General features: G+C 62.8%; 1 protein-coding gene. It reads left to right on the forward strand.

What is annotated here, in order from left to right; genetic code table 11:
• Window positions 1-162: 162 nt before the first annotated feature.
• Window positions 163-26,955, forward strand: coding sequence for a non-ribosomal peptide synthase/polyketide synthase (locus ABIE52_RS05690; protein ID WP_354541466.1), 26,793 nt, complete (start codon window positions 163-165; stop codon window positions 26,953-26,955).
• The last annotated feature ends 36 nt before the right edge of the window (window positions 26,956-26,991 follow it).

A 26,991-nucleotide genomic window follows, 5' to 3' on the forward strand; every position in this document is an offset into this window, starting at 1 on the left:
ATGAGCGATACGTACGTGACATCGACTGGTGGGGCGGTGCATGCGCTTGCCGATTCTGGGTACGACTGCTTGAGAGGCGCGATCAGCCTCTTGCTTTCGCGCTGTTGATTCGGACGCGGCTATGCACTCGGCGGCCGCGGAGATCATGCGGGGCGGGGCGCTGTGAAACCCTTCGAGGTAAGTCGGACCGACCCTTCTGGTGAGACGCTCTTTCCGCTCTCGGCCGCCCAACGGGCAACCTGGTTCGCTCAGCAATTCGATCCCGAAGTCCCGATTCTGATAGCGCACTACGTGGAGCTGCGCGGCGAACTCGACGTCGAACTGCTGGATCGCGAAACGCGAGCGGTGGCATACGAGTTTCAATCTCCTTTGCTCAAAGTGATCGAGATCGACGGTCACCCGATGCAGTACGTGGATGAGAAGGCCGAAATCTCGGTCGGTTTGGTCGACTTCCGTGGGTCCCCCGATCCGATCGAGGATGCCCTCGGGTGGATGCGCCGAGATTGCCGGACGCAGCTCGACCTGGCAGTCGACGGAATCGTCGCGACCGCTGTGCTGCGCGTGGGTGACGCGCACTATCTGTGGTACAGCCGCATCCATCATGTTGCGCTCGACGGTTTCGGCGCCATGACCATGATGAACCGCATTGCGCATCGGTACTCAGCCTCGGCGGCGAGAAAGGACTCGCAGCCGAGTCGTGCCGCGACACTGCGCACGCTGTACGACATCGACGAGCGGTACAGAATGTCGGATCGATTCGCCGCCGACCGGGAGTACTGGGCTGAGCGCAATACCACCCTCGCTGGATCCAGCCTGGCGGAGGCTTCTGGGCCCGCGCAAACCGAGAGCCGACTCGAAAGCACACTGATCTCGGACCGAAGTTGTGCCCTTCTCTACGAATCCGAGAACCACGCTGCCCCGGTCATCGCTGCGCTCGCGTTGTACCTCGCGCGGATGACGGCGAAAGAGACTGTCCAGATTCATGTTCCGATGTCCGGACGGACTACGGCGGTGCTGCGGGACTCGGGCGGCATGATGGTGAACGTCACGCCACTGCTCATCCGTGTCGCAGCGGTCGACACCGTCGGTGAACTGTTCGCCCAGGTCCAACATGAGCTCATGGGTGCATTGCGGCACCAGCGCTGCAGCCTCGACGACATCCGTCGGGACGCAGGCGTGACGAGCGGTCTGGAAGGCGAAGACTCATATGCCGGGCCCATGGTCAACGTCATGCTGTTTCGCCAGGAGGTGCAGTTGGGCGAGGTGGTTGGGGAGTATCACATCATCACCTCCGGGCCGGTGGAAGACCTTCTGGTCAACGTGTATCCGAGCGGCGACAGGCTGCGTGTCGACTTCCGGGCAAACCCGATCCGATACGAGGAGGCGGGTTTACGCGAGCACCACCGGAACTTTGTCGGCTTGCTGGAAGAGTTGATCGCGTCTGATTCCGGTGCCGAACTCGCAGACATTCACGGCCCGACGGCCCGAGAGGGCGAGCGACGACAACGCGAAGTCCGGCACCTCGAGTATTGGAGACATGAGCTCGCCGGGGCGCCCGAACTTTTGCAACTTCCCTTCGATCGACCCAGGCCTGCAACGCAATCGCTGGACAGTGCACAGGTTGAGGTCCTGATCGCCGCCGACACCCACGCGCGGATCACGGCGATGGCGAGTGATCTCGGGACGGACACTCGTGCGGTCTTACATGCGAGCTTTGCTCTCCTGGTGAGCCGGTTGTCCGGTGCTTCGGATGTTGTGATCGGTACGCCCGCGGGATCCGACGCGAACATCGTCGCCATCCGGAGTCGCGTCGATCTGGTGACGACTTTCACGGCGCTCCTGTACAGCGTCGTCGAGGTCCACAGTAATGCGCGGGCGCACAGCGAGATACGGCTCGAGCAGTTGGTTCAGCCATTGCACGTGGAGGATGTACCCGCCTATGCGCCGGTTGTACAGGTGACGTTCGAGTCCGTCACCGGCGCTGACGAGCACCCTCGCGACATCGGCCGCTTCGATCTCGGAGTGTCTGCAGTCGAGACTTTCGACGAGGTGGGTACGCCGTCCGGAATCTCGGTAAGGCTCGCGTTTGCCACCGACCTGTTCGACGCCGAGACGGTACGTGGCCTCGGTTTGCGGTTCGCGCGCGTCCTGGAATCCGTCACAGCGGATCCGGCAATCATGGTCGGCGACATCGACATCTTGTCCGACGTCGAGCGATCCGCGATACGGCCTGTACGCAGTGACCCGCGCGCTTCGCATCGCACCCTGGCCGATTTGTTCGACGGTGCGGCGCGCACACACCCCGACGGCGTGGCCCTGTCGTATCTCGATGCCGAGTTGACGTATCGAGAACTCGACGAGCGTTCGTCGAAGTTGGCCCGAGAATTGATCGACCGCGGCATCGGTCCGGAAAACATTGTGGCGCTGGGTATGACGCGTTCGATCGAATCGGTTGTCGCGATGTTGGCCGTGAGCAAAGCCGGCGCGGCATTCGTGCCGGTGGATCCGACCTATCCGGATGAACGTGTTCGCTTCATGCTGACCGATTCCGGCGCCGTACTGGGACTCACGGTCGTCGCGGAACTTCATCGCTTGCCGGATTCGGTTCCCTGGTCAGCGATCGACGACGCCGAGTTCCGTGGCCGACTTGCACGGTTGTCCGTGCGTTCCATCTCCGATGTCGATCGGGTGCACCCGATCCGGCCCGACAATCCCGCATACGTGATCTACACGTCCGGGTCCACCGGACTCCCCAAGGGGGTGACGGTCTCGCATCGTGGACTGGAAGCGCTTGCTGCCGAACAGCGTTCGCGGTTCGGTGCGACCCAGGATGCGCGAACATTGCACTTCTCGACCCCGAGTTTCGACGCCTCGATTTTCGAATACCTGCTGGCTTTCGGTGCCGGAGCGACCATGGTGATTGCGCCGAGCACGATCTACGGCGGTGACGAGTTGTCTCACTTCCTCGAATCCCAGCGTGTCACGCATGGTTTTGTCACTACTGCGGCGCTCGGAACAGTTTCGCCCGAGGGCCTTTCGGACTTCGGCGAAGTGGTGGTCGGTGGTGAGGCCTGTCCGCCGGATCTCGTGCAGCGCTGGGCTCCCGGCCGACGGCTGTGCAATGCGTACGGGCCGACCGAGACCACCGTCATGTCGAACATCGGCGAGCCGATGGTGTCGTCGGAGGACATCACAGTGGGCGGTCCGCTCCGCGGCTTCGAGGAGATCGTGCTCGATCAGCGATTGCACCCCGTCCCCGACGGTGTTGTGGGCGAGCTGTACATCTCGGGAGACGCGCTCGCACGTGGATATCACCGGAAGTACGCGTTGACCGCAGAACGATTCGTGGCAGACCCCTTCGGCCTCCCCGGGCAGCGGATGTATCGAACGGGGGATTTGGTGCGGTGGCGCCGTGGCCGTGGACTCGAGTACGTCGGTCGTAGTGACTTCCAGGTGAAAGTTCGCGGATTTCGTATCGAACTCGGGGAAATCGACAGCGTCGTGCGGTCGTGTCCGCAGGTCGAGAATGCAGTCACCGTGGCGCGTGCGGCTCCCTCCGGGACAGCGATGATCACCACGTACGTCGTGCCTGCCGGCGGAAGTGCGCTCTCGACGGCCGAGCTGACGCGGTACGTCGCGAGCCGTGTTCCGTCGTACATGGTTCCTGCGGCATTTGTTCTACTCGACGAGTTGCCGGTAACTCCGGCGGGAAAGGTCGATCGCGCTGCCTTACCTGCACCTCGGCTCGATGCTCGGTCGGACGACTTTCGACCGCCCGAGGGCGCTGAGGAACTAGTGCTCGCCGAGATTTTTGCCGATGTTCTAGGCGTCGAGACGGTGGGTGCGGGTGACGACTTCTTCGATCTGGGCGGGAACTCACTGATTGCCACGAAGCTGATCGCTCGCGTAAATGCCGCTGAAGAAATCGATTTCGGGGTGCGGACTTTGTTCGAAGCACCGACTATCGAATCATTGGCCCGTCACGTGCGGGATGCGAAGTCATCCCGCGTTGATCGCACGCGTTCGAAGCGTCCAATCCTGCAGGCACATTCGTACAGGGACAAGATTCCGGTGTCTGTGGCACAACGACGCCTGTGGTTCGTCAATCAGTTCGACACGTCGTCCCCGGCCTACAACATTCCGATGGTGGTCCGACTGTCAGGTGCCTTGGATGTCGCTGCGATGCAGCGCGCGGTGGGAGATGTTGTCGATCGGCATGAATCGCTCCGTACCGTCTACCCGGCGTCGGTCGACGGCCCCCATCAGGTAGTAGTGCCTTCGGAACGCGTGACGTCGAAGATCGCGTGGGAAGTATCCGTGGACGAGGAAGCCTTGGACAGGCGCATCGCCGATCTCGCTCGCGAGGGGTTCGACGTGAGCGCGAACGTGCCCCTGCGCGGCTCCCTTTTTCGGGTCACGCCGGACGATCATGTCCTTGCGCTGGTGGTTCACCATATTTCGGCGGACGGAGCATCCCTCGAGCCGCTGGCCCGCGACCTGACCCGCGCCTACGCGGCGCGGGCTGCGAAACGGGCACCGGACTGGTCGCCTTTGCCTGTGCAGTACGCCGACTACAGCCAATGGCAGATCGAACTGCTCGGCAGTGACGACGATCCGGACACGCTCGAGGCGAAGCAGTTGGACTACTGGACGTCCACCCTGGCCGGTCTACCTGACGTGATCGACCTTCCGCTGGATCGACCGAGACCGGCGGAACGATCCATGCGCGGTGAATCGGTCCGATTCTCGGTGCCCGCAGACGTGCACAGTGAACTCCTCGAACTCGCTCGGAATCACAACACGACACCGTTCATGGTGATGCACGCAGTGCTGGCGGTTCTGTTGGCACGGCTGAGCGCCTCGCCGGACATAGCGATCGGGACTCCGGTAGGAGGGCGCGCCGAGCAAGTCCTCGACGATCTGGTCGGGATGTTCGTCAACACGGTCGTCCTGCGAATCACCGTTGACACCGCCGCGACTTTCGAGGAGATCCTTTCACGAACTCGCGAAGTCGATCTGGCAGCGTTCGGACAAGCCGAGGTGCCGTTCGAGCGAGTCGTCGATGCAGTTGCGCCGGAGCGTTCGTCATCTCGCTCACCGCTCTTCCAGGTTCTGTTGGAATTCCAGAACACCGCAGATCCCCACCTCGAACTACCCGGACTGGGTGTCGATGTTGTTCCAGTCGACGTCGGTGTCGCCAAATTCGACTTGCAACTGTCGCTCTCCGAGCAGCGTGGCAAAGACGGCCTCCCCATGGGTTTCGATGCCGCCTTCACCTATGCCTCCGATATCTTCGAGCGCACCACAGTCGCCGAGTTCGGCGAGCGTTTCGTCCGCCTCCTCCGGTCGGTCGTGTCGGATCCAACAGTGCCAGTAGGGGATACGGAAATTTTGGGCGTGCCCGAGCGTGGGTTGGTGGTGGGTGGTTGGGATGGTGTGGGGGTTGTGGTGGGGGGTTTGACGTTGGTGGATGTGTTGGATGGGCGGTTTGCTGGTGTGGGTGGTGGGGGGTTGGTGTGTGGTGGGGTGGTGTTGTCGTGGGGTGAGTTCGATGTTCGGGTGAATCGTTTTGCGCGGTTGTTGATTTCGTTGGGGGTGGGTCCGGAGTCGCGGGTGTGTGTGGCGTTGTCGCGGTCGGTGGAGTTGTTGGTGGCGGTGTTTGCGGTGGTGCGGGCTGGTGGGGTGTTTGTTCCGGTGGATGTGGGTGCGCCGGTGGAGCGGGTGGGGTTTGTGGTGGGTGTGGTGGATCCGGTGGTGGTGTTGTCGCGGGTTGGTGATGGTGGGTGTTTGCCGGTGGGGGTGGGGTTTGTTGATGTGGGTTGTGTTGATGTTTCGGGGTTTTCGGGTGGTCCGGTGGGGGTGGGGGATCGGTTGGGGGTGTTGTTGCCTGAGCATGCGGTGTATGTGATGTTCACGTCGGGGTCGACGGGTCGTCCGAAGGGGGTGGTGGTGTCGCATGCGGGGGTGGTGAATCGGTTGTTGTGGATGCAGGGGGAGTTTCCGTTGGGTGTGGGGGATGTGGTGTTGCAGAAGACGCCGGTGTCGTTCGATGTGTCGGTGTGGGAGTTGTTTTGGCCGTTGATGGTGGGTGCGCGGTTGGTGGTGGCGGATCCGGGTGGGCATCGTGATCCGGTGTATTTGGTGGGTGTGATCGAGCGGTGGGGGGTGTCGGTGGTGCATTTTGTGCCGTCGATGTTGGAGGTGTTCGTGGGGGAGTTGAGCGTGGGGGAGTTGGGGGTGGGGTGTTCGGGTTTGCGTCGGGTGTTTGTGTCGGGTGAGGGGTTGTCGTCGGTGTTGGCGGGGCGGTTTGCGGGGGTGTGTGGTGCGGAGTTGGTGAATTTGTACGGGCCGACGGAGGCGTCGGTGGATGTGACGTTTCATCGGGTGGAGGGTGTTGTGGGGGTGGGTGTTCCGATTGGTCGGCCGGTGTGGAATACGCGGGTGTTGGTGTTGGATTCGCGGTTGCGGCCGGTTCCGGTGGGTGTGGTGGGGGAGTTGTATGTGGGTGGGGTGCAGGTGGCTCGGGGGTATGAGGGTCGTGTGGATTTGACGGTGGGTCGGTTTGTGGCGGATCCGGTGTCGGGGGTGGTGGGTGCTCGGGTGTATCGGACGGGTGATGTGGTGCGGTGGGGGTGTGGTGGGGTGTTGGAGTTTGTGGGGCGCACGGATTTTCAGGTGAAGGTGCGGGGGCAGCGGGTGGAGTTGGGTGAGGTGGAGGCGGTGTTGGCTGCTCAGGTGGGGGTGGCTGGTGCGGTGGTGGTGTTGCGGTCGGGTGTGGGTGGGGATTTTTTGGTGGGGTTTGTGGTGGGTGAGGTGGGGGTGGTGGTCGATGAGGTGGTGGTGTTGGAGGGGGTGCGGAGGTCTCTTCCGGGGTTCATGGTGCCGTCGGTGGTGGTGGTGTTGGGGGAGTTTCCGGTGACGGTGCATGGGAAGTTGGACCGTAAAGCCCTCCCGGACGTCAACTTCGAACCTCAACCGCTGCAGTATGTTGCGCCACGAACGCCGGTCGAGGAGACGGTTGCCGCAATCTTCGATGATCTGCTGGGAACGTCGACGGTGGGCGTGAACGACGACTTTTTTGCCCTGGGTGGGAACTCTCTCAGTGCGGCCAGGCTGGTTGCGCGAGTGAATTCTGTTCTCGGCGAACGGATCAACATTCGCGACGTCTTCGATGCTTCTACCGTTGCAGCGCTGGCCGAGTTGGCGCAGTGTCGCGGAGGAGAGGGGGCCAAGCCGGCGTTGAGGCCGCGGGGTACGACGACGGATATCCCACTTTCGCCGGCGCAGGAGCGAATGTGGTTTGCGAATCAGTTCGACCCCGAGTCCGCCGCCTACAACGTCGCGTGCGCGTTGAGGCTCGACGGCACAGTGAATCTGAGTGCACTTCACGCGGCATTTGTCGACGTCGTCGAGCGGCACGAGTCCTTGCGCACTGTTTTTCCTCTCACTGACGACGGCCCGCGTCAAGTGATCATGTCTACCTCACAGGTGGTATCGGATCTTGCACCGATACTTGTGCAGGGAGAGGAAGAGCTGCGCGAGCGTTGCCGGCAGATCGTTTCGGATGGTTTCGACGTCATGCAGCAGGTCGCGATGCGCGCCACCTTGTTGCGGCGAGACGACCAGGTCCACTCGCATGTCCTGGTGATCGTGATTCACCACATCGCCGCCGACGGATTCTCCACGGTACCGCTGGCCCGAGATCTCATGAGCGCATACACCTCCCGTGTGAACGGTGAGGCACCGCAGTGGGCGCCGCTCGGGATCCAGTATGCCGACTACGCGTTGTGGCAACGTGGTTGGTTGGGCTCGGAATCGGACTCTCGGTCTCTGATCTCGAAACAGCTCGGCTATTGGGCCGAGAATCTTGCGGGCGCACCGGAGGTTCTCGACATTCCGACCGATCGACCGCGTGTTGATGTGCGTTCGCTTCGACGCGGACGGATCAGGTTCGTGTTCGGTCCGAAGGTGCATGCCGGTGTGGTTGCCCTGTCGCGCAAACACAACGCCACGGTCTTCATGGTTGTGCACGCAGCCTTGGCAGTGCTGCTGGCGAGGCTCAGTGATGAGGACGACGTAGCCGTCGGAACTCCCATCGCCGGGCGTGGGGAGCGCGAACTCGACGACCTGGTGGGCATGTTCGTCAACACGTTGGTGTTGCGCACTGCAGTGGACCGCGGCGCAACTTTCGGAGACTTCCTCGACCAGGTCCGAAACGTAGATCTGAGCGCCTTCATTCACGCGGACGTGCCGTTCGAAAGAGTCGTCGAGATCGTGAATCCTTCACGTTCGACGGCGTACTCGCCCCTGTTTCAAGTCATGTTGGAGTTCCAAGACATCGAACGGCCTGCACTCGAACTCCCCGACCTGCAGGTGACCGACGTGGGCGTCGAGATCGACACCATCAACTTCGATCTTCAGTTGACGGTGACGCGGAACGCCGGCGCAGCCGGCGAATACGACGGTCTTCGCGCCGAATTCGGATATGCCACAGATATTTTCGACGAGGAAACGGTAGCGGGCTTCGCCGACCGCCTGCAACGGATTCTCGAGCGCGTTATCACGGATCCGCAATCACGGATCGGAGATATCGAGATCCTCGACGCCTATGAGTCAGCCGAACTGGTACCCGTGCGAGGTGAGATTTCCGCCGCTGTTCAGACCCTTCCGGATTTGCTGACTGCAGCAACAGATATGGCGACTGCCCAGGATCCCGGCGCCGTTGCGCTGGTGTTCGAGGAACGTGAAGTGACCTATCTCGAACTCGACGCGCAGTCGAACCGATTGGCCCGCATGCTGATCGAATCCGGAGTGGGTCCCGAATCGGTGGTGGCGTTGTGTCTCCCACGCTCCATCGAGTCCGTTCTGGCGGTGTGGTCCATTGCCAAGACAGGTGCGGCATTCCTTCCCGTGGACCCGGGACATCCTGCTGCTCGTATCGAGCACATGCTGGGCGACTCCGGTGCAGGGTGGGGGATAACGTCTCGAGCTCACAACGCGGCATTGTCCGGCCTCGTGCCGTGGCTGGTCCTCGACGATGCCGGTTTCGAGGAACGGCTGCGGGCGTACTCGCCATCGAAAGTCACCGACGCGGATCGGAAGGCACCGATTCGCATCGACAATCCGGTCTATCTGATCTACACGTCGGGGTCGACAGGAACACCCAAGGGCGTGACGGTCACACATCGCGGGTTGAGCGACTTCGCGCTCCAGGAGCGTGAGACCTTCGCCGCCACGACCCGATCCAGAACTCTGCACTTCGCTTCGCCGAGTTTCGACGCGTCGGTTCTCGAGCTCGTGATGGCCGTTGGTGCTGGAGCCACGATGGTGATCGTGCGACCGACCGTCTACGGCGGGTCGGAACTGGCGGCGTTACTGGAGCGCGAGCGCGTCACCCATTGTTTTGTGACTCCGGCGGCCTTAACGTCCGTCGACCCAGACGGTCTCACCACTGTCGGTTGTGTCGTGACAGGTGGGGAAGCGTGTCCGCCGGAATTGGTGGCCCGCTGGGCGCCGGGCAGAAAGATGTTCAACGCCTACGGTCCTACCGAGGCAACTGTCGTGTCGAGCATCAGTGCGGCACTGGCTCCGAACGACCCGGTCACTATCGGCACACCTACTCGCGGATTCAGCGAGGTAGTGCTGGACTCGCGTCTGCGAGCGGTACCGGTAGGTGTCGCGGGGGAGTTGTATCTTGCCGGGCCGGCTCTCGCTCGCGGCTATCACCGGCGATACCCGTTGACCGCCACGCAGTTTGTCGCAGATCCCTTCGGTGCGCCGGGAACGCGGATCTATCGCACGGGCGATCGCGTGCGGTGGACGCCCGACCGACGGCTGGAGTATCTCGGGCGCACCGATGCCCAAGTCAAAGTCCGTGGGTTCCGCATCGAACTCGGGGAAGTCGAGGTGGCACTGCAGACGCACCCGCGCGTGGCCCAGGCGGTGACGGCCGTCTGGAACGGCGACGGCAGGGATCGGTTGATCGGCTACGTGGTTCCCGATCGCGGAGCGAGTGTCGATCCGCGAGACGTCCTCGCCCATGCAGGCAAGCGCCTGCCGTCGTACATGGTGCCGGCGGCGGTGGTGGTGCTCGACGCACTTCCGCTGACGGTTCACGGAAAACTCGACCGCGCAGCGCTTCCCACACCCGATTTCTCGTCCGCCGCCACACCCGACCGGCCACCGCGAACGGAAACCGAGAATCTTCTTGCCGCTCTGTTCGCGCAGGTTCTCGGTCTCGACGCGGTAGGAGTGCATGATTCGTTCTTCGAGCTCGGTGGCGACAGCATCATGTCCATCCAATTGGTGGCCCGCGCTCGCGATGCGGGTGTGATCATCTCACCCCGAGATGTTTTCGACCACAAATCCGTCGCCGCGCTTGCCGAGTCGGCGCACCTTGAGCAGGACAGGCCTGATGTACTCGCGGAGCTACCGGGATCCGCTGTCGGAACTGTTCCACTGAGCCCGGTGGCGCAGTGGATGCTCGACCGCAGCAGTGGCGGGCTGCGTGGCGGCGGAGTGAAACGGTTCTCCCAGGCGCTCTTGCTGACAGCTCCCGCTGATCTCACCCAGGACCTCCTTGTCCGTGGTCTCCAGGTGTTGCTGGACCGCCACGGAATGCTTCGAGCTCGCTTGGTTGAGAGTGACCGGGTCATGGAAGTCTTACCACCCGGCTCGATCTCGGCCGAAGGACTGATCCACCGCGTAGCTGTCGATTCGGTGGACGACGAAGGTTTCAGGGCCTTGGCGTCGGGAGAACTCGAGGCCGTGGCCGACAGCTTGGATCCCGCCACGGCTGACATGGTGCGCGTGATCTGGTTCGACCTGGCCGACAAACCTGACGTGTCGACCGGGCGGGGCCGACTACTTGTGGTGATTCATCACCTGGTTGTCGACGGCGTCTCGTGGCGCATTCTGGTCACCGACCTGGCGTCGGTGACAGCACAACTCCAGGCCGGTGTCACGCCCGAACTGCCACAGATTGGAACGTCGTTCCGGCGATGGGCGCATGGGCTTGTCGAGCACGTGGGCGACCGGAGCGTCGAACTGGACATATGGAAAACGATCCTGGACGGCGATGACCCGTTGATCGGTTCGCGCCCACTCGATCCCACGATCGACGTCGACGACACGGTCGACACCGTTACAGTGGACATCTCGCCTTCGGCGACCAGGAACCTTCTCACCACGGTTCCTGCGGCATTCCACGCCGGCGTGAACGACGGACTCGTCACCGCTGTTGCGTTGGCCTCGATCGAGTGGCGACGACGCCGCGGTATGGATATCGCTGCCGCCCTGATCACGCTCGAAGGACACGGGCGCGAGGAAGGAGCGGTTCATGGTGCAGACCTCGCTCGCACCGTTGGTTGGTTCACCACGCTCTACCCGGTGCGCGTGGAACTTGGCGCAATCGACGTCGACGACGCACTGGCAGGTGGCGCCGACGCCGGGCGGGCTCTCAAAGCTGTCAAAGAGTACGTGCGTGCGATCCCCGATCATGGAATCGGATTCGGGATGTTGCGGTACCTGTCGGGCGAGAGCGACCCACTCGGCCGATTCCGTTCTCCTCAGATCAGTTTCAACTATCTGGGCCGGATCAGCTCCTCTGACGGAACACAGGACTGGCTGCCGGTGGAGGGCAATCGAAGGCTCGGCGGAACCCAGAACCCGTCCATGCCTGTGGCGTCCGTGATCGACATCAACGCCGCGGTTGAGGACCACGTCGACGGGCCGTGCCTGACAGCATCTTTCACCTTTCCCCGCGGAGTGCTCGACAGGTCTGACATCGCGGAGTTCGCGGAACTGTGGCGTCGTGCGCTCGACGGACTCACCGCGCACGCGTCGCGACCTGATGCGGGCGGTCTGACGCCGTCGGACATTCCCCTCGTCTCGGTCGACCAACAACAGATCGAACGCTGGGAGAACGACTTCCCCGGATTGCACGATGTCTGGTCGGTGTCGCCCCTTCAGGCCGGGCTGATGTTCCATGCCTCACTGGCGGCCACGTCGACGGACGTCTACACAGCGCAGTTGTGCGTCGAGCTCGAAGGATCGGTTGATTCCGAGCGTTTGCGCGGCGCTGCTGCCGGACTATTGGCAAACCACCCGAATCTGTGTGCAGCGTTCGTCTACGACGTACACGGCCTACCGGTGCAGTTGATTGTCGACGATGCCGTGATTCCCTGGACCGAGGTCGACCTGAGTGATCGCGGATCGGCAACCGACGCAGATCTGGAGCGCCGCCTCGCCGAGGATCGCAGTGCACCCTTCGACCTCGCTTCGCCGCCACTGCTTCGGCTGACGTTGCTGCGAACCTCGCCGACGAGGTGTGTGTTGGTGGTGACGAACCATCACATCGTTCTCGACGGTTGGTCGATGCCGTTGCTGGTTCGCGAACTGTTGATGCGATACGCGGACGACAGTCTCTCGGTCGAGAGGGCCCCGGCCGATCTTCCCGAGACTCCGTCGTACCGCACCTATCTGGAATGGTTGATGCACCGCGATATGGAGACCTCGCTCGCGGCGTGGGAGGACGCCTTGGAAGGCGTCGACGAGCCGACGTTGTTGGCGCCTTCGACGCCGATCGCGGAGCAGCTGGTGCCCGAAGAGGTTGCCGTCGATCTACCCGATTCGGTGCGCGACGGACTCGGTGCGCTGGTCCAACGGAGCGGGATCACGATGAACACGGTGATCCAGGCGGCGTGGGGTGTCCTACTGTCTCGGATGCTTTCCCGTGACGACGTAGTCTTCGGCGTCACGGTTTCGGGCCGCTCACCCGAGTTGCCTGGTGTGGAAAACATGATGGGGCTGCTGATCAACACGTTGCCTGTCCGAGTGCAACTGGATCCGGACGAGACGTGTACGCAGCTGCTCGCTCGACTGCAAAGCGAGCAGACAGCTCTGCTCGATCATCACTATGTCGGACTCGGCGCGATTCAATCTGTCGTAGGGACAGGCAATTTGTTCGACACACTGTCGGTCTTCGAGTCGTATCCGATCGATACCTCGGGGATGGGCGGGAACACCGACATTGCCGGTATGCGCGTCACCGCTGTGAATGCCCGCGACGCCACGCATTACCCGCTCACCGTGCTGTCGGTCGCGGAACCGACGCTGCAGGTCAGCCTGCGGTACCAGCCGGCGGCATTTGACCGCGCCGCGGTCGACACCATTGCACAGCGAATGTCGCGGATTCTTGCCGCCTTCGCAGCGAACGCGGATACACCGGTCGGTGAGGTCGACGTGTTTGTCGCCGGTGAGCGTGGGTTGGTGGTGGGTGGTTGGGATGGTGTGGGGGTTGTGGTGGGGGGTTTGACGTTGGTGGATGTGTTGGATGGGCGGTTTGCTGGTGTGGGTGGTGGGGGGTTGGTGTGTGGTGGGGTGGTGTTGTCGTGGGGTGAGTTCGATGTTCGGGTGAATCGTTTTGCGCGGTTGTTGATTTCGTTGGGGGTGGGTCCGGAGTCGCGGGTGTGTGTGGCGTTGTCGCGGTCGGTGGAGTTGTTGGTGGCGGTGTTTGCGGTGGTGCGGGCTGGTGGGGTGTTTGTTCCGGTGGATGTGGGTGCGCCGGTGGAGCGGGTGGGGTTTGTGGTGGGTGTGGTGGATCCGGTGGTGGTGTTGTCGCGGGTTGGTGATGGTGGGTGTTTGCCGGTGGGGGTGGGGTTTGTTGATGTGGGTTGTGTTGATGTTTCGGGGTTTTCGGGTGGTCCGGTGGGGGTGGGGGATCGGTTGGGGGTGTTGTTGCCTGAGCATGCGGTGTATGTGATGTTCACGTCGGGGTCGACGGGTCGTCCGAAGGGGGTGGTGGTGTCGCATGCGGGGGTGGTGAATCGGTTGTTGTGGATGCAGGGGGAGTTTCCGTTGGGTGTGGGGGATGTGGTGTTGCAGAAGACGCCGGTGTCGTTCGATGTGTCGGTGTGGGAGTTGTTTTGGCCGTTGATGGTGGGTGCGCGGTTGGTGGTGGCGGATCCGGGTGGGCATCGTGATCCGGTGTATTTGGTGGGTGTGATCGAGCGGTGGGGGGTGTCGGTGGTGCATTTTGTGCCGTCGATGTTGGAGGTGTTCGTGGGGGAGTTGAGCGTGGGGGAGTTGGGGGTGGGGTGTTCGGGTTTGCGTCGGGTGTTTGTGTCGGGTGAGGGGTTGTCGTCGGTGTTGGCGGGGCGGTTTGCGGGGGTGTGTGGTGCGGAGTTGGTGAATTTGTACGGGCCGACGGAGGCGTCGGTGGATGTGACGTTTCATCGGGTGGAGGGTGTTGTGGGGGTGGGTGTTCCGATTGGTCGGCCGGTGTGGAATACGCGGGTGTTGGTGTTGGATTCGCGGTTGCGGCCGGTTCCGGTGGGTGTGGTGGGGGAGTTGTATGTGGGTGGGGTGCAGGTGGCTCGGGGGTATGAGGGTCGTGTGGATTTGACGGTGGGTCGGTTTGTGGCGGATCCGGTGTCGGGGGTGGTGGGTGCTCGGGTGTATCGGACGGGTGATGTGGTGCGGTGGGGGTGTGGTGGGGTGTTGGAGTTTGTGGGGCGCACGGATTTTCAGGTGAAGGTGCGGGGGCAGCGGGTGGAGTTGGGTGAGGTGGAGGCGGTGTTGGCTGCTCAGGTGGGGGTGGCTGGTGCGGTGGTGGTGTTGCGGTCGGGTGTGGGTGGGGATTTTTTGGTGGGGTTTGTGGTGGGTGAGGTGGGGGTGGTGGTCGATGAGGTGGTGGTGTTGGAGGGGGTGCGGAGGTCTCTTCCGGGGTTCATGGTGCCGTCGGTGGTGGTGGTGTTGGGGGAGTTTCCGGTGACGGTGCATGGGAAGTTGGACCGTAAAGCCCTCCCGGACACCGATTTTGCGAGCGCTGCATATCGGATTCCTGCCACTCCTGCCGAAATCGGAATCGCCCGTGCTGTTGCCGACGTTCTCGGTCTCGACCAGGTGGGTGCCGACGACAGTTTCTTCGAACTCGGCGGGGATTCCCTCAGCGCCACTCGAGTCATCGCCCGCATCAACGCCGCATTGCACACCAATATGGGGGTCAATGCACTGTTCGACGCCCCCGTGGTCGCGGACCTGGCGGCCTCGATAGATCCAATCGACTCCGCGCCGGGCGAGCCTGGACCCGAGGAAGCTACTCGTGTGCCCCTCACGAGTAGGGCACGGCCAGAACGTATTCCGCTGTCGTTCGCGCAATCGCGGATGTGGTTCGTCAACCAGTTCGACACGTCGTCTCCGCTCTACAACATCCCCGTCGCACTACAACTGGACGGGTTCCTGGATTCGGGTGCGCTCCAAGCCGCGCTGGGTGATGTGGTGGAACGGCACGAATCTCTTCGAACGATCTTTCCTGCGTCCGCAGACGGGCCCTACCAGGTGATCGCCGAACCCGCGGTCGCTGCTCCTCGAATCCACCCCGTGCCGATTCCCGGCGAGTGGCTTTTCACGGACTTGCACGCGTTCTTCGACATCGGATTCGATGTGTCCGAAGGGTTCCCGCTGCACGTGAGGTTACTCCGAACCGGACCGGAGCAGCATGTACTCGCGATCGTTGTTCACCACATCGCCGCAGACGGCTTCTCGATGGCACCACTGGCACGCGACCTGATGAGTGCATATACCGCGCGCACGCAAGGTCGGAGCCCGGACTGGGCGCCGCTGCCGGTTCAGTACGCCGACTACACCCTCTGGCAGCGTGAGATCGTCGACGCAGACGTTGGTCCGGAAACTTCGCCCTCGGCCGAATTCGATTATTGGACAGCGAAGCTGTCGGGTATTCCGGACGTCTTGCCGCTCCCTCTCGATAGACCACGAACCTCGAAACGGTCTGCCGAGGGCGCGGTGGTTTCGATGGACTTCTCGCCCGAGATCCATCGAGCTTTGAACGAACTCGCACACCAGAACGGTTCGTCTCTGTTCATGGTGATGCATGCGGCTCTGGCGGTATTGCTGGCACGGCTCACTACAGCGGACGACGTAGTGATCGGGACTCCGGTCGCAGGTCGCGGTGCATCGGTGTTCGACGATGTGGTCGGGATGTTCGTCAACACGCTCGTCCTTCGCGCACCTGTCTCATCCGGAGCAACCTTTGCCGAGGTGTTGGCCGCGGTGCGGTCAACGGATCTCGGTGCTCTGGACCATGCAGACATCCCCTTCGAGAGGTTGGTGGATTACCTCTCGCCCGACCGTTCCACCGAGCATTCACCTCTGTTTCAGGTACTCCTCGAATTCCAGACCGATACGGGACTGCGCTTCGACTTGCCGGAACTGACGGTTCGCTCGCTCGACGTCGATCTCGCGGTTGCGAAATTCGATCTGCAACTGAGTGTGATGGAGCACGTCGACGAGCACGGTGAGCCCGCTGGTATCAGCGCCGGTTTCCGTTATGCAACAGATATTTTCGATCGAATGTCGGTGGCGCGCATCGCGGCGCGCTTCGAAAGAGTGATCGGCGCCGTGACCGAGAACCAGTCGGTGGTCGTCGGTGATATCGACATGATTCTGGCCGGCGATTTCAGCGGGTTGCTGGTTGCGCCCACGCCCTCCGGCGCCGGAACAGACGAGGATTCGTTGTCGGATCTCTTCGATCGCACGGCGCTGACGTCCGGTGATGCCGTGGCGGTGCGCTGCGGCGGATTGTCGGTTACGTACCGCGAACTCGACGAGCGAGCAAACCGCCTTGCTCGACTGTTGGTGGCGCAGGGGGTGGGGCCGGAAACCTTGGTGGCAGTCGCGATGGCCCGCTCGATCGACCTGATGGTGGCATTGCTGGCGGTGGTGAAGGCGGGTGGCGGATACGTACCGGTGGACTCGACTTCTCCGGTAAACCGGGTGGACTTCGTGCTGCGTGACGCCCGGCCGAAGTGTGTGTTGACCACCCGGGCCGACGGCGACTACATACGAGACAGTGACGCAATCGCAGACAGCGAGATTCCAGTGATTGCGGTAGACGACCCGGTGATTCTCGATGCGCTGCAAGGGTTTTCTCCGCTTGCGGTGACCGACCGAGATCGGCTGCTACCGCTCCGACCCGAATCGGTGGCCTACGTGATCTACACCTCGGGGTCCACCGGGCGCCCGAAGGGGGTGCAGGTTTCTCACCGCAGCGTAGTGACGTTGCTGGCAAACACCAGAGCGCTCTTCGGCTTCGGCAGCGGCGATGTGTGGACGATGTTCCATTCGGAGGCATTCGACTTCTCGGTCTGGGAAATGTGGGGCGCACTCGCACACGGTGGCCGACTGGTACTGGTCGACTACTTCACGGCCCGTTCACCAGAGGCATTCCTCGAATTGCTACGGCACGAACGTGTCACGGTGCTCAATCAAACTCCCACTGCCTTCTATCAATTGGCGGAAGCCGACCGGCTTGCCGGGGGTGTGGCCCTGTCATTGCGCTACGTGATCTTCGGCGGAGAAGCGCTCGACTTCGGACAGTTGACGCGCTGGTACGCCCGTCGCGGGACTTCGTCACCAGATCTGGTCAACATGTACGGCATCACGGAGACCACTGTGCACGTCAGCCATTTACCGCTCGATCGTGTGCTGGTGCGTCAACGATCGGCCTCGGTGATTGGTCGGGCGTTACCCGGATTGCGTGTGTATGTGTTGGATCAGCGGTTGCACCCGGTGCCGCCCGGTGTGGTGGGTGAACTGTATGTCTCCGGTGATCAGGTTTCACGCGGATACCTCGGCCGGTTCGGTCTGACGTCCGCGCGGTTCATTCCCGACCTCGCGGTCAGTGGTGCGCGTATGTATCGATCCGGTGACCTGGGGCGCTGGAACGACAGCGGGCAGCTGGAGTACCTCGGACGAAACGATCTGCAGGTGCAGGTGAAGGGGTACCGAATCGAACTCGGCGAGGTGGAGGCTGCACTGCTCTCCGGAGTGGGCGTGTCTCAGTCGGCGGTGGTAGCCCGCAGAGACCGGTTGGTGGGCTACGTGGTGCCGGAGTCCGGTGCCACTATCTCTCCGGCGGCGTTGCTCGAGTATGTCTCACAGAGGTTGGCGCCCCACATGGTCCCCGCTGTCGTGACGGTTCTCGAGGGTTTGCCGCTGACGGTGAACGGAAAGCTCGACCGGAATGCATTGCCTGAACCTGACTTCGGGCGACAGGCAACCGTAAGTCGTGGCCCCGCGTCCGCAACGGAAAACATCCTTGCGAGTCTGTTCGCCGAAGTTCTGGGACTCGAGGAGGTGGGGGTCGACGATTCGTTCTTCACTCTAGGCGGTGACTCGATCATGTCCATCCAGTTGGTGACGCGCGCCAGGTCTGCCGGAGTTCTGATCACACCGCGCGAGGTGTTCGAACGCAAAACTGTTGCGGCGCTGTCCGAGACGGCCGGAACGGCTGGCAACCGTGTCGTCGTCGACGAATTGCCTGGCGGCGGCGTCGGTGAGATCGAATTGACGCCGATCGTCGAATGGATGCTTGACCGTGGTGGAGATTTTCGCCGGTACTCCCAATCTGTTCTGCTCTCGGTTCCTGCCACGCTCGACGAGGTCACGCTGACACTGGCCATGCAGGCTGTGCTGGACCACCACGACATCCTCCGCGCAGGCATCCGGGCGACGCATCATCCTGAATCCGCTCGGCGGATGGACGTTGCGCCTGTAGGTACGGTGCGGGCGGAGACCGTCGTACGCCACGGGAGCCTCGGGGGTTCTGCCGCGGAGACGGTCTCGACAGAACTCGACGCAGCTCTGGGGCGGCTCGACCCGGAGGCAGGTGTGATGGTGCAGGCAGTCCTGCTCGACACCGACGGACAGATTCAAAAGGACCGGCAGAGCCGGAAACAGTTGCTAATCGTGGCGCACCACCTCGTGACGGACGGCGTTTCCTGGCGAATCCTGATCCCCGATCTTGCACTTGCCTGTGCGCAGGTGCAGTCAGGCGTCGACCCGTCACTTGCTCCGGTCGGAACCTCGATGCGTCGATGGGCACATGGCCTCGTCGACGCCGCGCGCGAGCCGGATCGGGTCGCTGAAATCGACTATTGGCGAGAGGTGCTCGAGGGCCCGGATCCGACTCTGGGTGTGCGCGCCCTGACGAAGAGGGACACCGCCTCGGCCACCATTGACATCGAAGTACGAGTTCCCACGGGATTGACCGAGGCCGTGTCGACGACAGTTCCGCAGGCGATTCACGGGAGCGTCGAGGACGGATTGTTGACGGCTTTGGCACTTGCGATGGTCCGCTGGCGCATGGACCGCGGCATCGACAATCCGGAGACATTGATCAGTCTAGAGGGGCACGGACGCGAGGAACAGGTGGTTCCCGGGGCAGATCTTGCTCGCACGGTGGGATGGTTCACGACGATCTTCCCGGTGCGGATCGATCTGAGCGGAGTGGATCCGGGTGACGCCTTCGCCGGCGGCCCGGCTGCCGGCGTCGCTGCCAAGACTGTCAAGGAACAACTCCGGGCGGTGCCGGACCGCGGCATCGGCTTCGGGTTGCTGCGCTATCTGAACCGCGAAACGGCACACACTCTTTCGCAACTTCCGGTGCCTCAGATCAGCTTCAACTACCTCGGACGCGTCGGTGGATCCGACGCCGACGCTTCAGCGGGATGGGTACCGATCCGTGACGAGGACCTGCGGACGGTTGCGGCCGTCGATCTCCCACTCGCCAGCGTCCTCGAGGTCAACGTGATGACGGTCGACAGCGATACCGAGGACGGTCCGCAGCTCGTTGCCGGCTGGACGTTCCCACCGGACATTCTGGGTGCGGACGACGTTCGGCAACTGGGGCAGTGGTGGCTCGACGCACTGGCCGGACTCGCAGAGTTCGCGGCGGGCGGCGGCGGATTCACACCCTCGGACTTCGATCTGGTCGATCTTCGACAGGAGGCGATCGACGACCTCGAAAGTCGGTGTCCCGACCTGAGCGATGTCTGGCCACTCTCTCCACTGCAAGCGGGGTTGTTGTTCCACGCCGAATTGGCCGAACGATCGGTCGACGCATACCTCGTACAAGTGGCTCTCGATCTAGCCGGCGCAGTCGATTCGGAGCGCCTGCGCCGCGCCGCCGACGCGCTGCTCGGCCGGCATGAGAACCTGCGTACCGCCTTCCTTCACAGCGCCGACGGCCGTGCCGTCCAGGTGGTCCGAAGCAACGTGGCAGCGCCGTGGCAGGAAATCGACCTCACGGGTGCACCAGATCAGGAAATTGATCGAGCGCTGGCCGAGGACCGAGCGCGCCCGTTCGACATGGCACGGGCGCCGTTGATCCGATTCACCCTGATCGCTCTCGCCCCCGAAAAGTTCACGCTCGTGCTCACCAATCATCACATCCTTCTGGACGGCTGGTCCATGCCCCTGCTGATCCGGGAATTGGCGACGCTCTATGCCGCCGACGGTCAAGTGGCGGCCTTGCCTCACGCGCGCGCGTATCGCGACTATCTGACCTGGATGAGCCGCCGCGATCAGCAAGCTTCCCGAGCTGTGTGGGCGAGGACGCTGAGCGGAGTCGAAGGACCGACGCTGTTGGCTCCAGCGGTTCGATCGCGTCGACTCTCCACCATGGCGGCCGAGTGGGTGTTCGATCTGGACGAGGAATTCACAACCTCACTTCGCGGAATGGCGCGTGAACTCGGGCTGACGATCAACACGATTGTTCAGGCATCGTGGGGGATCGTCCTTGCTGCACTGACCGGGAGAGACGATGTGGTGTTCGGAGCGACGGTGTCGGGTCGACCTCCCGAGCTGACCGGGATCGAAACCATGGTCGGGCTGTTCATCAACACAATTCCGGTCCGAATCACGCTGCGCCCGAGTGAAAGTATCGGCACACTCCTCGCGCGGATCCAGGCCGAGCAAGCAGAGCTGTCGGATCACCACTGTCTCGGGCTTTCCGAGATCCACGTAGGCGCGGGGCCGGAGATCGGATTCGACACGTTGACTGTCTTCGAATCGTATCCCGTTGACCGTCAGGGGCTTTCGTCCGATGCCGATATTGCGGGGGTCCGGATCACCGATGTCGAAGCCAAGGACGCTGCCCACTACCCGCTCAGCCTCGTAGCATCGGTCGACACCAGGCTCCGCCTGAAATTCGAGTACATACCCGAGGTTTTCGGTGCCGTCGACATCGAAGAGATCGCCGGACGACTGCGGCGCGTACTCGAAGCGTGTACCCAGCCGAATCGTCCCTTGGCTGTGGTGTCGGTGCTCGCAGCCTCCGAACATACTGAATTGGTGCCAGTCCGTGGCACGGCCGGCGGGTCGTCGCGCGTCTTCCCGGAGATCTTCGACGAGGCAGCCCAGCGTGATCCGAACGCACCGGCCGTGGAATCGGCGGACGGCAGCATGACCTACGGTGAGCTGGACATCCTTTCCAATCGCATTGCTCGCATGCTCGTCTCGCACGGCCTGGGAACCGAGGACTATGTAGCGGTCGGTGTCCCACGTTCTCTCGCGTCCGTGGTGTCGATACTTGCCGTCGCCAAGACAGGCGCTGCGTTCGTGCCGATCGATCCCGACTATCCGGACGAGCGGATCAATCACATGCTGATCGATTCGAAGGTCAGCTTCGGATTGACCACCACCGCGGGCCGAGATCGATTGCCCGATATCGCGGAGTGGCTGATTATCGACGATCCGCATTTCACGAAGAAGTGCGAGGGATTCTCGGGGAGCCCGTTGACCGACAACGACCGACTCCGTCCGATCGGGTTGGATTCAGCTGCCTACGTGGTCTACACCTCGGGGTCGACCGGCGTGCCCAAGGGCGTCGTGGTCACGCAGCGAGGGCTCGACAACTTCGCCCGAGACCAGCTCGAACGCTACGGCGCATCTCCACAATCACGCACGCTGCACTTCTCCACTCCGAGTTTCGACGGGTCGCTCTTCGAATATCTGCAGGCTTTCGGAGCCGGGGCGACGATGGTTATCGCTCCACCCGGGATCTACGGGGGCGAGGACCTGGCGCAACTTCTGGCAGAGCACGCCGTCACGCACGCGTTCGTCACCACAGCGGCATTGGCATCGGTGGACCCGGCTGGGCTGGAACAACTTTCGGAAGTCGTATTCGGGGGCGAGGCGTGCCCGCCCGACCTCGTCGCTCGCTGGGCACCTGGCCGCCGCTTGTACAACGCGTACGGACCGACCGAAGCAACGATCATGTCCAACGTCAGCCCGCCGATGACCGCCGGAGAACCAATCACCATCGGTGGACCCGTCAGGGGCGTCAGCGAACTGGTGCTCGACACTCGACTTCAAGCGGTTCCCGTCGGGGTCCCCGGCGAGCTGTACCTGGCCGGACCAGGCGTGGCACGGGGATATCACCGAAGGGCGGGGTTGACGGCAGAACGCTTTGTTGCCAACCCGGCTGACCCAGGAACGCGGATGTACCGCACCGGCGACATCGTGCGATGGACGGCGAACATGTGTGTCGAGTACGTCGGGCGAAGCGACTTCCAGGTCAAGGTTCGAGGCTTCCGTGTCGAACTCGGTGAGATCGACAGTGTGCTGATGTCGGAGCCCAACGTCGGTTTTGCCGTTACGGTTGCCGATTCCGGCCCCACCGGAGACACCCGACTCGTGTCGTACGTCGTGCCCACGGCGGGTCGACTGGACACCAGGATCCTGATTCGCGCCGTGGCCCGGCGCTTGCCTTCGCACATGGTGCCTGCCGTTCTCACGGTGCTGGAGAACATTCCGTTGACCGCTGTCGGAAAAGTCGACCGTTCGGCGTTGCCAAGACCCGAAATCGAGACGACCACAGGGGATTTCCGTCCCCCGGTCGGCCCGGTCGAACAGGCAGTGTCGGACGTGTTCGGCGAGGTGCTCGGCCTCGAACGAGTCGGTACCGACATCAGTTTCTTCGAGCTCGGTGGAAATTCTCTGAGCGCCACTTCGGTCGCGGCGAGGCTACGGTCGGTGCTCGGAGCTACCGTAGGCGTGCGGGATCTGTTCGAGACGCCGACGGTGGCCGAGTTGGCTACGGTGATCGGCCAGTCGGTTGCCGAAGGGTCGGAGCGACTGGGACCGCGCCCCCGACCCGACAACATCCCCTTGTCGTTTGCTCAGCAGCGGATGTGGTTCGTCAATCAACTCGACACCAGTTCTCCTGCATACAACATTCCGCTCGTGGTGCGGTTGAGCGGTGAACTCGACAAACCGGCCTTGAGATCAGCGATGTCCGATGTCATCGCCCGCCACGAATCGCTGCGAACGATGTTCCCGGTCCACGGTGACGGACCGGTCCAGCACATCCTGCCCACCGAGAGCGCCGAGCTGCCGCAACTGACCGAGACATCGGGGACCGACGAACATCATCTCCGTGACGAGCTTGCCCGGATGGTCTCGGCCGGTTTCGACGTCGCCGCACGAATTCCCCTGCGGGCAGCGTTGTTCACCATCGATGAGCGCGAACACGTGCTTGCCGTAGTGGTGCACCACATCTCGGCTGACGGCTTCTCGATGTCTCCGTTGACCCGAGACGTGATGATTGCATACGAGGCCCACGCGTACGGCGGGGATCCCCAGTGGACGCCGCTTCCAGTCCAGTACGCCGACTTTGCGCTCTGGCAACGGGAGATTCTGGGCTCAGTCGACGACCCCGGGTCGGTGATCAGTGAGCAGTTGGCTTACTGGCGACGTGCACTGTCAGGTGCTCCCGACCTCTTGGAACTTCCGCTCGATCGAGACCGGCCGACGCAACAGAGTTTTCACGGCTCGCGGATTCACTTCTCGATCAGCAATGATCTTCACCGCCGTATTCTGAACGTGTCGCGGCAGCACGAGTCCACTGCATTCATGACTGTGCATGCAGCGCTCGCGCTCTTGCTGGCACGTTTGGGCAGCACCGACGACATCGTGATCGGCACGCCGATCGCCGGCCGGGGAGATCGTGCCCTCGATGATCTGGTCGGCATGTTCGTCGGCACGCTCGCACTGCGCACACAGGTGGATCCGGCTCGATCGTTCCGCGAGTTGGTTGAGCATTGCCGCGAAGTCGACCTCGCCGCGTTCGCTCATTCCGACGTGCCCTTCGAGCGGGTAGTGGACGCGGTCGGGCCGAAACGGTCGAGCGCTTATGCACCGATTTCCTCGGTGTCGCTGGAATTCCAGAACAACAAACGACCGATTCTGAAGCTACCGGGACTGGAAGTCCGCGGGATCGACCCTGCACTCGAGGTAGTGAAGGTAGACCTGGAATTCCTTCTGGCCGAGGAGTACGACGATCGCGGTGAACCGGGAGGGATGAGCGGAGCCGTCGACTTTGCCACTGATCTCTTCGACCCCGGTACGGTCGGCGGTTTTGCCGATATGTTCGTTCGTGTGCTCGAGGCCGTGACCCGGAATCCGCAGGTACCGATCGGTGACATCGACCTACTCGGCGATCCCGAACGTCGCGAGTTGACGCCGGCGCATGGGCTCCCCGAAGTACCTCCGAAATTGTGGCCTGAGTTGTTGGCGGACGCCGTGGCGATCGATCCTGACTCGGTGGCCCTGTCGCTCGAGAACCGGCAGCTCAGTTATCGCGACCTGGACGAGTGGTCGAATCGTGTTGCCCGGGAGTTGTGCGGTCGCGGTGTGGGCCCGGAGACCTTCGTGGCACTGGGAATGCCTCGCTCGATCGAATCGGTGGTGGCGATCTGGTCGGTGACCAAAGCCGGAGCGGCTTTTGTGCCTGTCGATCCGGCCTATCCGCGCGAGCGCGTCGAATACATGCTCGCCGATTGCCGAGCCTCGCTCGGTTTGACTGTTCAGACCAGCCGAACTCACCTACCCGACGTTGTTCCCTGGCTGGAACTCGACGACCCACACTTCGCCCGGCGGGTAGCCGCGCTGTCGCCGGAACCGATCACCGATGACGATCGAACCGGTGAACTGAACCTCGATCATCCGGCCTACCTGATCTACACCTCGGGATCTACCGGGAAACCCAAGGGAGTGAACATTACTCATCGAGGTTTGGCGAGCTTCACGGCCGAAACTCGTGAGAGGTTCGAGGTCACTCACGACTCTCATGTCTCTCAGTTGGCATCGCCGAGTTTCGACGCTTCCATCTTCGAGTTGACGATGGCATTCAGCGCCTCGGCGCAAGTCGTGATCGTTCCGCCTGCTGTGTACGGTGGCGCCGAATTGGCCGATGTTTTCCGGCGCGAGCAGGTCACTCATGCCACCATTACACCGACCGCGCTGGCGGCGTTGGGTGACAACGGTTTCGAGGCGCTCCGTGTTCTCGATCTGGTGGGCGAGGCCTGCCCGCCGGAGGTCGTCGCGCAATGGGCGCCGGGTCGGAGGCTGCACAACGGCTACGGCCCGACTGAAACCACCGTGCAGGCGAGTGTCAGCGATTCGATGAAACCCGGTGCGGGAGTGAACATCGGCTCGCCGGCAGTGGGTTTCGGCTTCCTGGTGCTGGACGAGCGTTTGCAGCCCGTCCCGGTGGGCGTGCCGGGGGAGTTGTACATCATCGGCCCAGGTATGGCACGTGGGTACCATAATCGGGCGTCGCTCACGTCGGAACGATTTGTCGCTTGCTTGTACGGATCGCCGGGGCGCCGGATGTACCGCACCGGAGATGTCGTGCGTTGGCGTGAATCCGGCGGTGACAGTGCCAAAATCGTTGGCTCCGGCGATGGAGCGCATCACACGCTCGAATACATCGGGCGCAGCGACTTCCAGGTCAAGGTCCGTGGTTTTCGGATCGAACTCGGGGAAATCGATGCAGTTCTCTCACGCCATCCGTCGGTGGACTTCGCCGCGACTGTCGGCCACACGGGACCGTCGGGTGAAACGGTCCTGGTGTCGTACGTGCGTGCGTCAGCTGCCGACGCCACCGGCACCGACGAGATACGGGCGTACGCAGCCGACCGACTACCCTCGCACATGGTTCCGTCGGCAGTGGTGCTTCTCGATCGGATTCCGATGACACCGGTGGGCAAGCTCGACCGAAAGGCCTTACCGGAACCCGAATTCGGTTCGGCTGCAGCCGAGTTCCGCGAGCCGGTCACCGACACCGAGCGCGCCGTGGTCGACTCGTTCGTCGAGGTTCTGGGTGTCGACCGGGTGAGCACTACCGACAGCTTCTTCGACCTGGGCGGGTCCTCCCTGGTGGCCACCCGAATCGTCAGCGCACTGCACTCTCGTTTCCGACGGAGAATCCCGCTTCAGTGGATGTTCCTCGACCCGACACCCGCTGGAATCGCTCGACGCCTCGACATGCCGACAGCCGACGCCGGTATGGAAGAGCTTCTCGCCGTGGTTGTTCCACTGCGGACGAAAGGGACTGGGCGACCGCTGTTCTGTGTGCACCCCGGTATCGGCCTGTCCTGGGGGTATGCCGGCTTGGTGCGGTATCTGCCCGAGGACAGACCCGTGTACGGACTTCAGCTCCCCGCTCTCAGCGACGACGGTGACTATCAGTCGATCGAACAGTTAGCCCATCGCTACGTCGAAGAGGTGGAGGCCGTTTCGCCGGACGGGCCGTACGACTTACTCGGGTGGTCCCTTGGCGGAGTCATCGCGCACGCCATGGCCGTCGAACTGCAATCGTCCGGCCGCGACGTCGCCACACTGGCGATGATGGACAGCTACCCCGACAACGGCAATGCCCCTGCGTCAGCCGAACTCGACGTCCGAGATCTACTGCGAGGACTCGGCCTCGAGATCGAGACCGACCGAGATCTGACCTTCGACGAGGCGGCGGCCGTGTTGGCCCGGAGGCTCGGGCCCGAGACGGGAGTCGACGGTCGGGACCTCGAACGGATTGCCCGAGGGTACGAGACTTCGCAGAGAATCACGCACCAGTTCGTTCCCCAGGTCTACGAAGGAGATCTGCTGATCTTCCTGGCATCCGGAGAAGACGACACGATTCCGCGCGACAGGTCGCCGCAGGAATGGAGCCCACTCGTGACGGGCCGGATCGTGGAGGTGCCCGTGCGCTGCGAACACAACGAGATGATCGAACCTCCGGCCATGGCGGTCATCGGACCGGTGCTCGCCCGGGTGCTCTCGATGTTTTCCGGATACTCCGAACGGGCATGACAACTTCAAGCCACCAAGCCGCACGCCCGCGAAGCG

This window comes from Rhodococcus sp. OAS809, assembly GCF_040546695.1.
GTDB classification, from domain to species: Bacteria; Actinomycetota; Actinomycetes; order Mycobacteriales; family Mycobacteriaceae; genus Rhodococcus_F; species Rhodococcus_F qingshengii.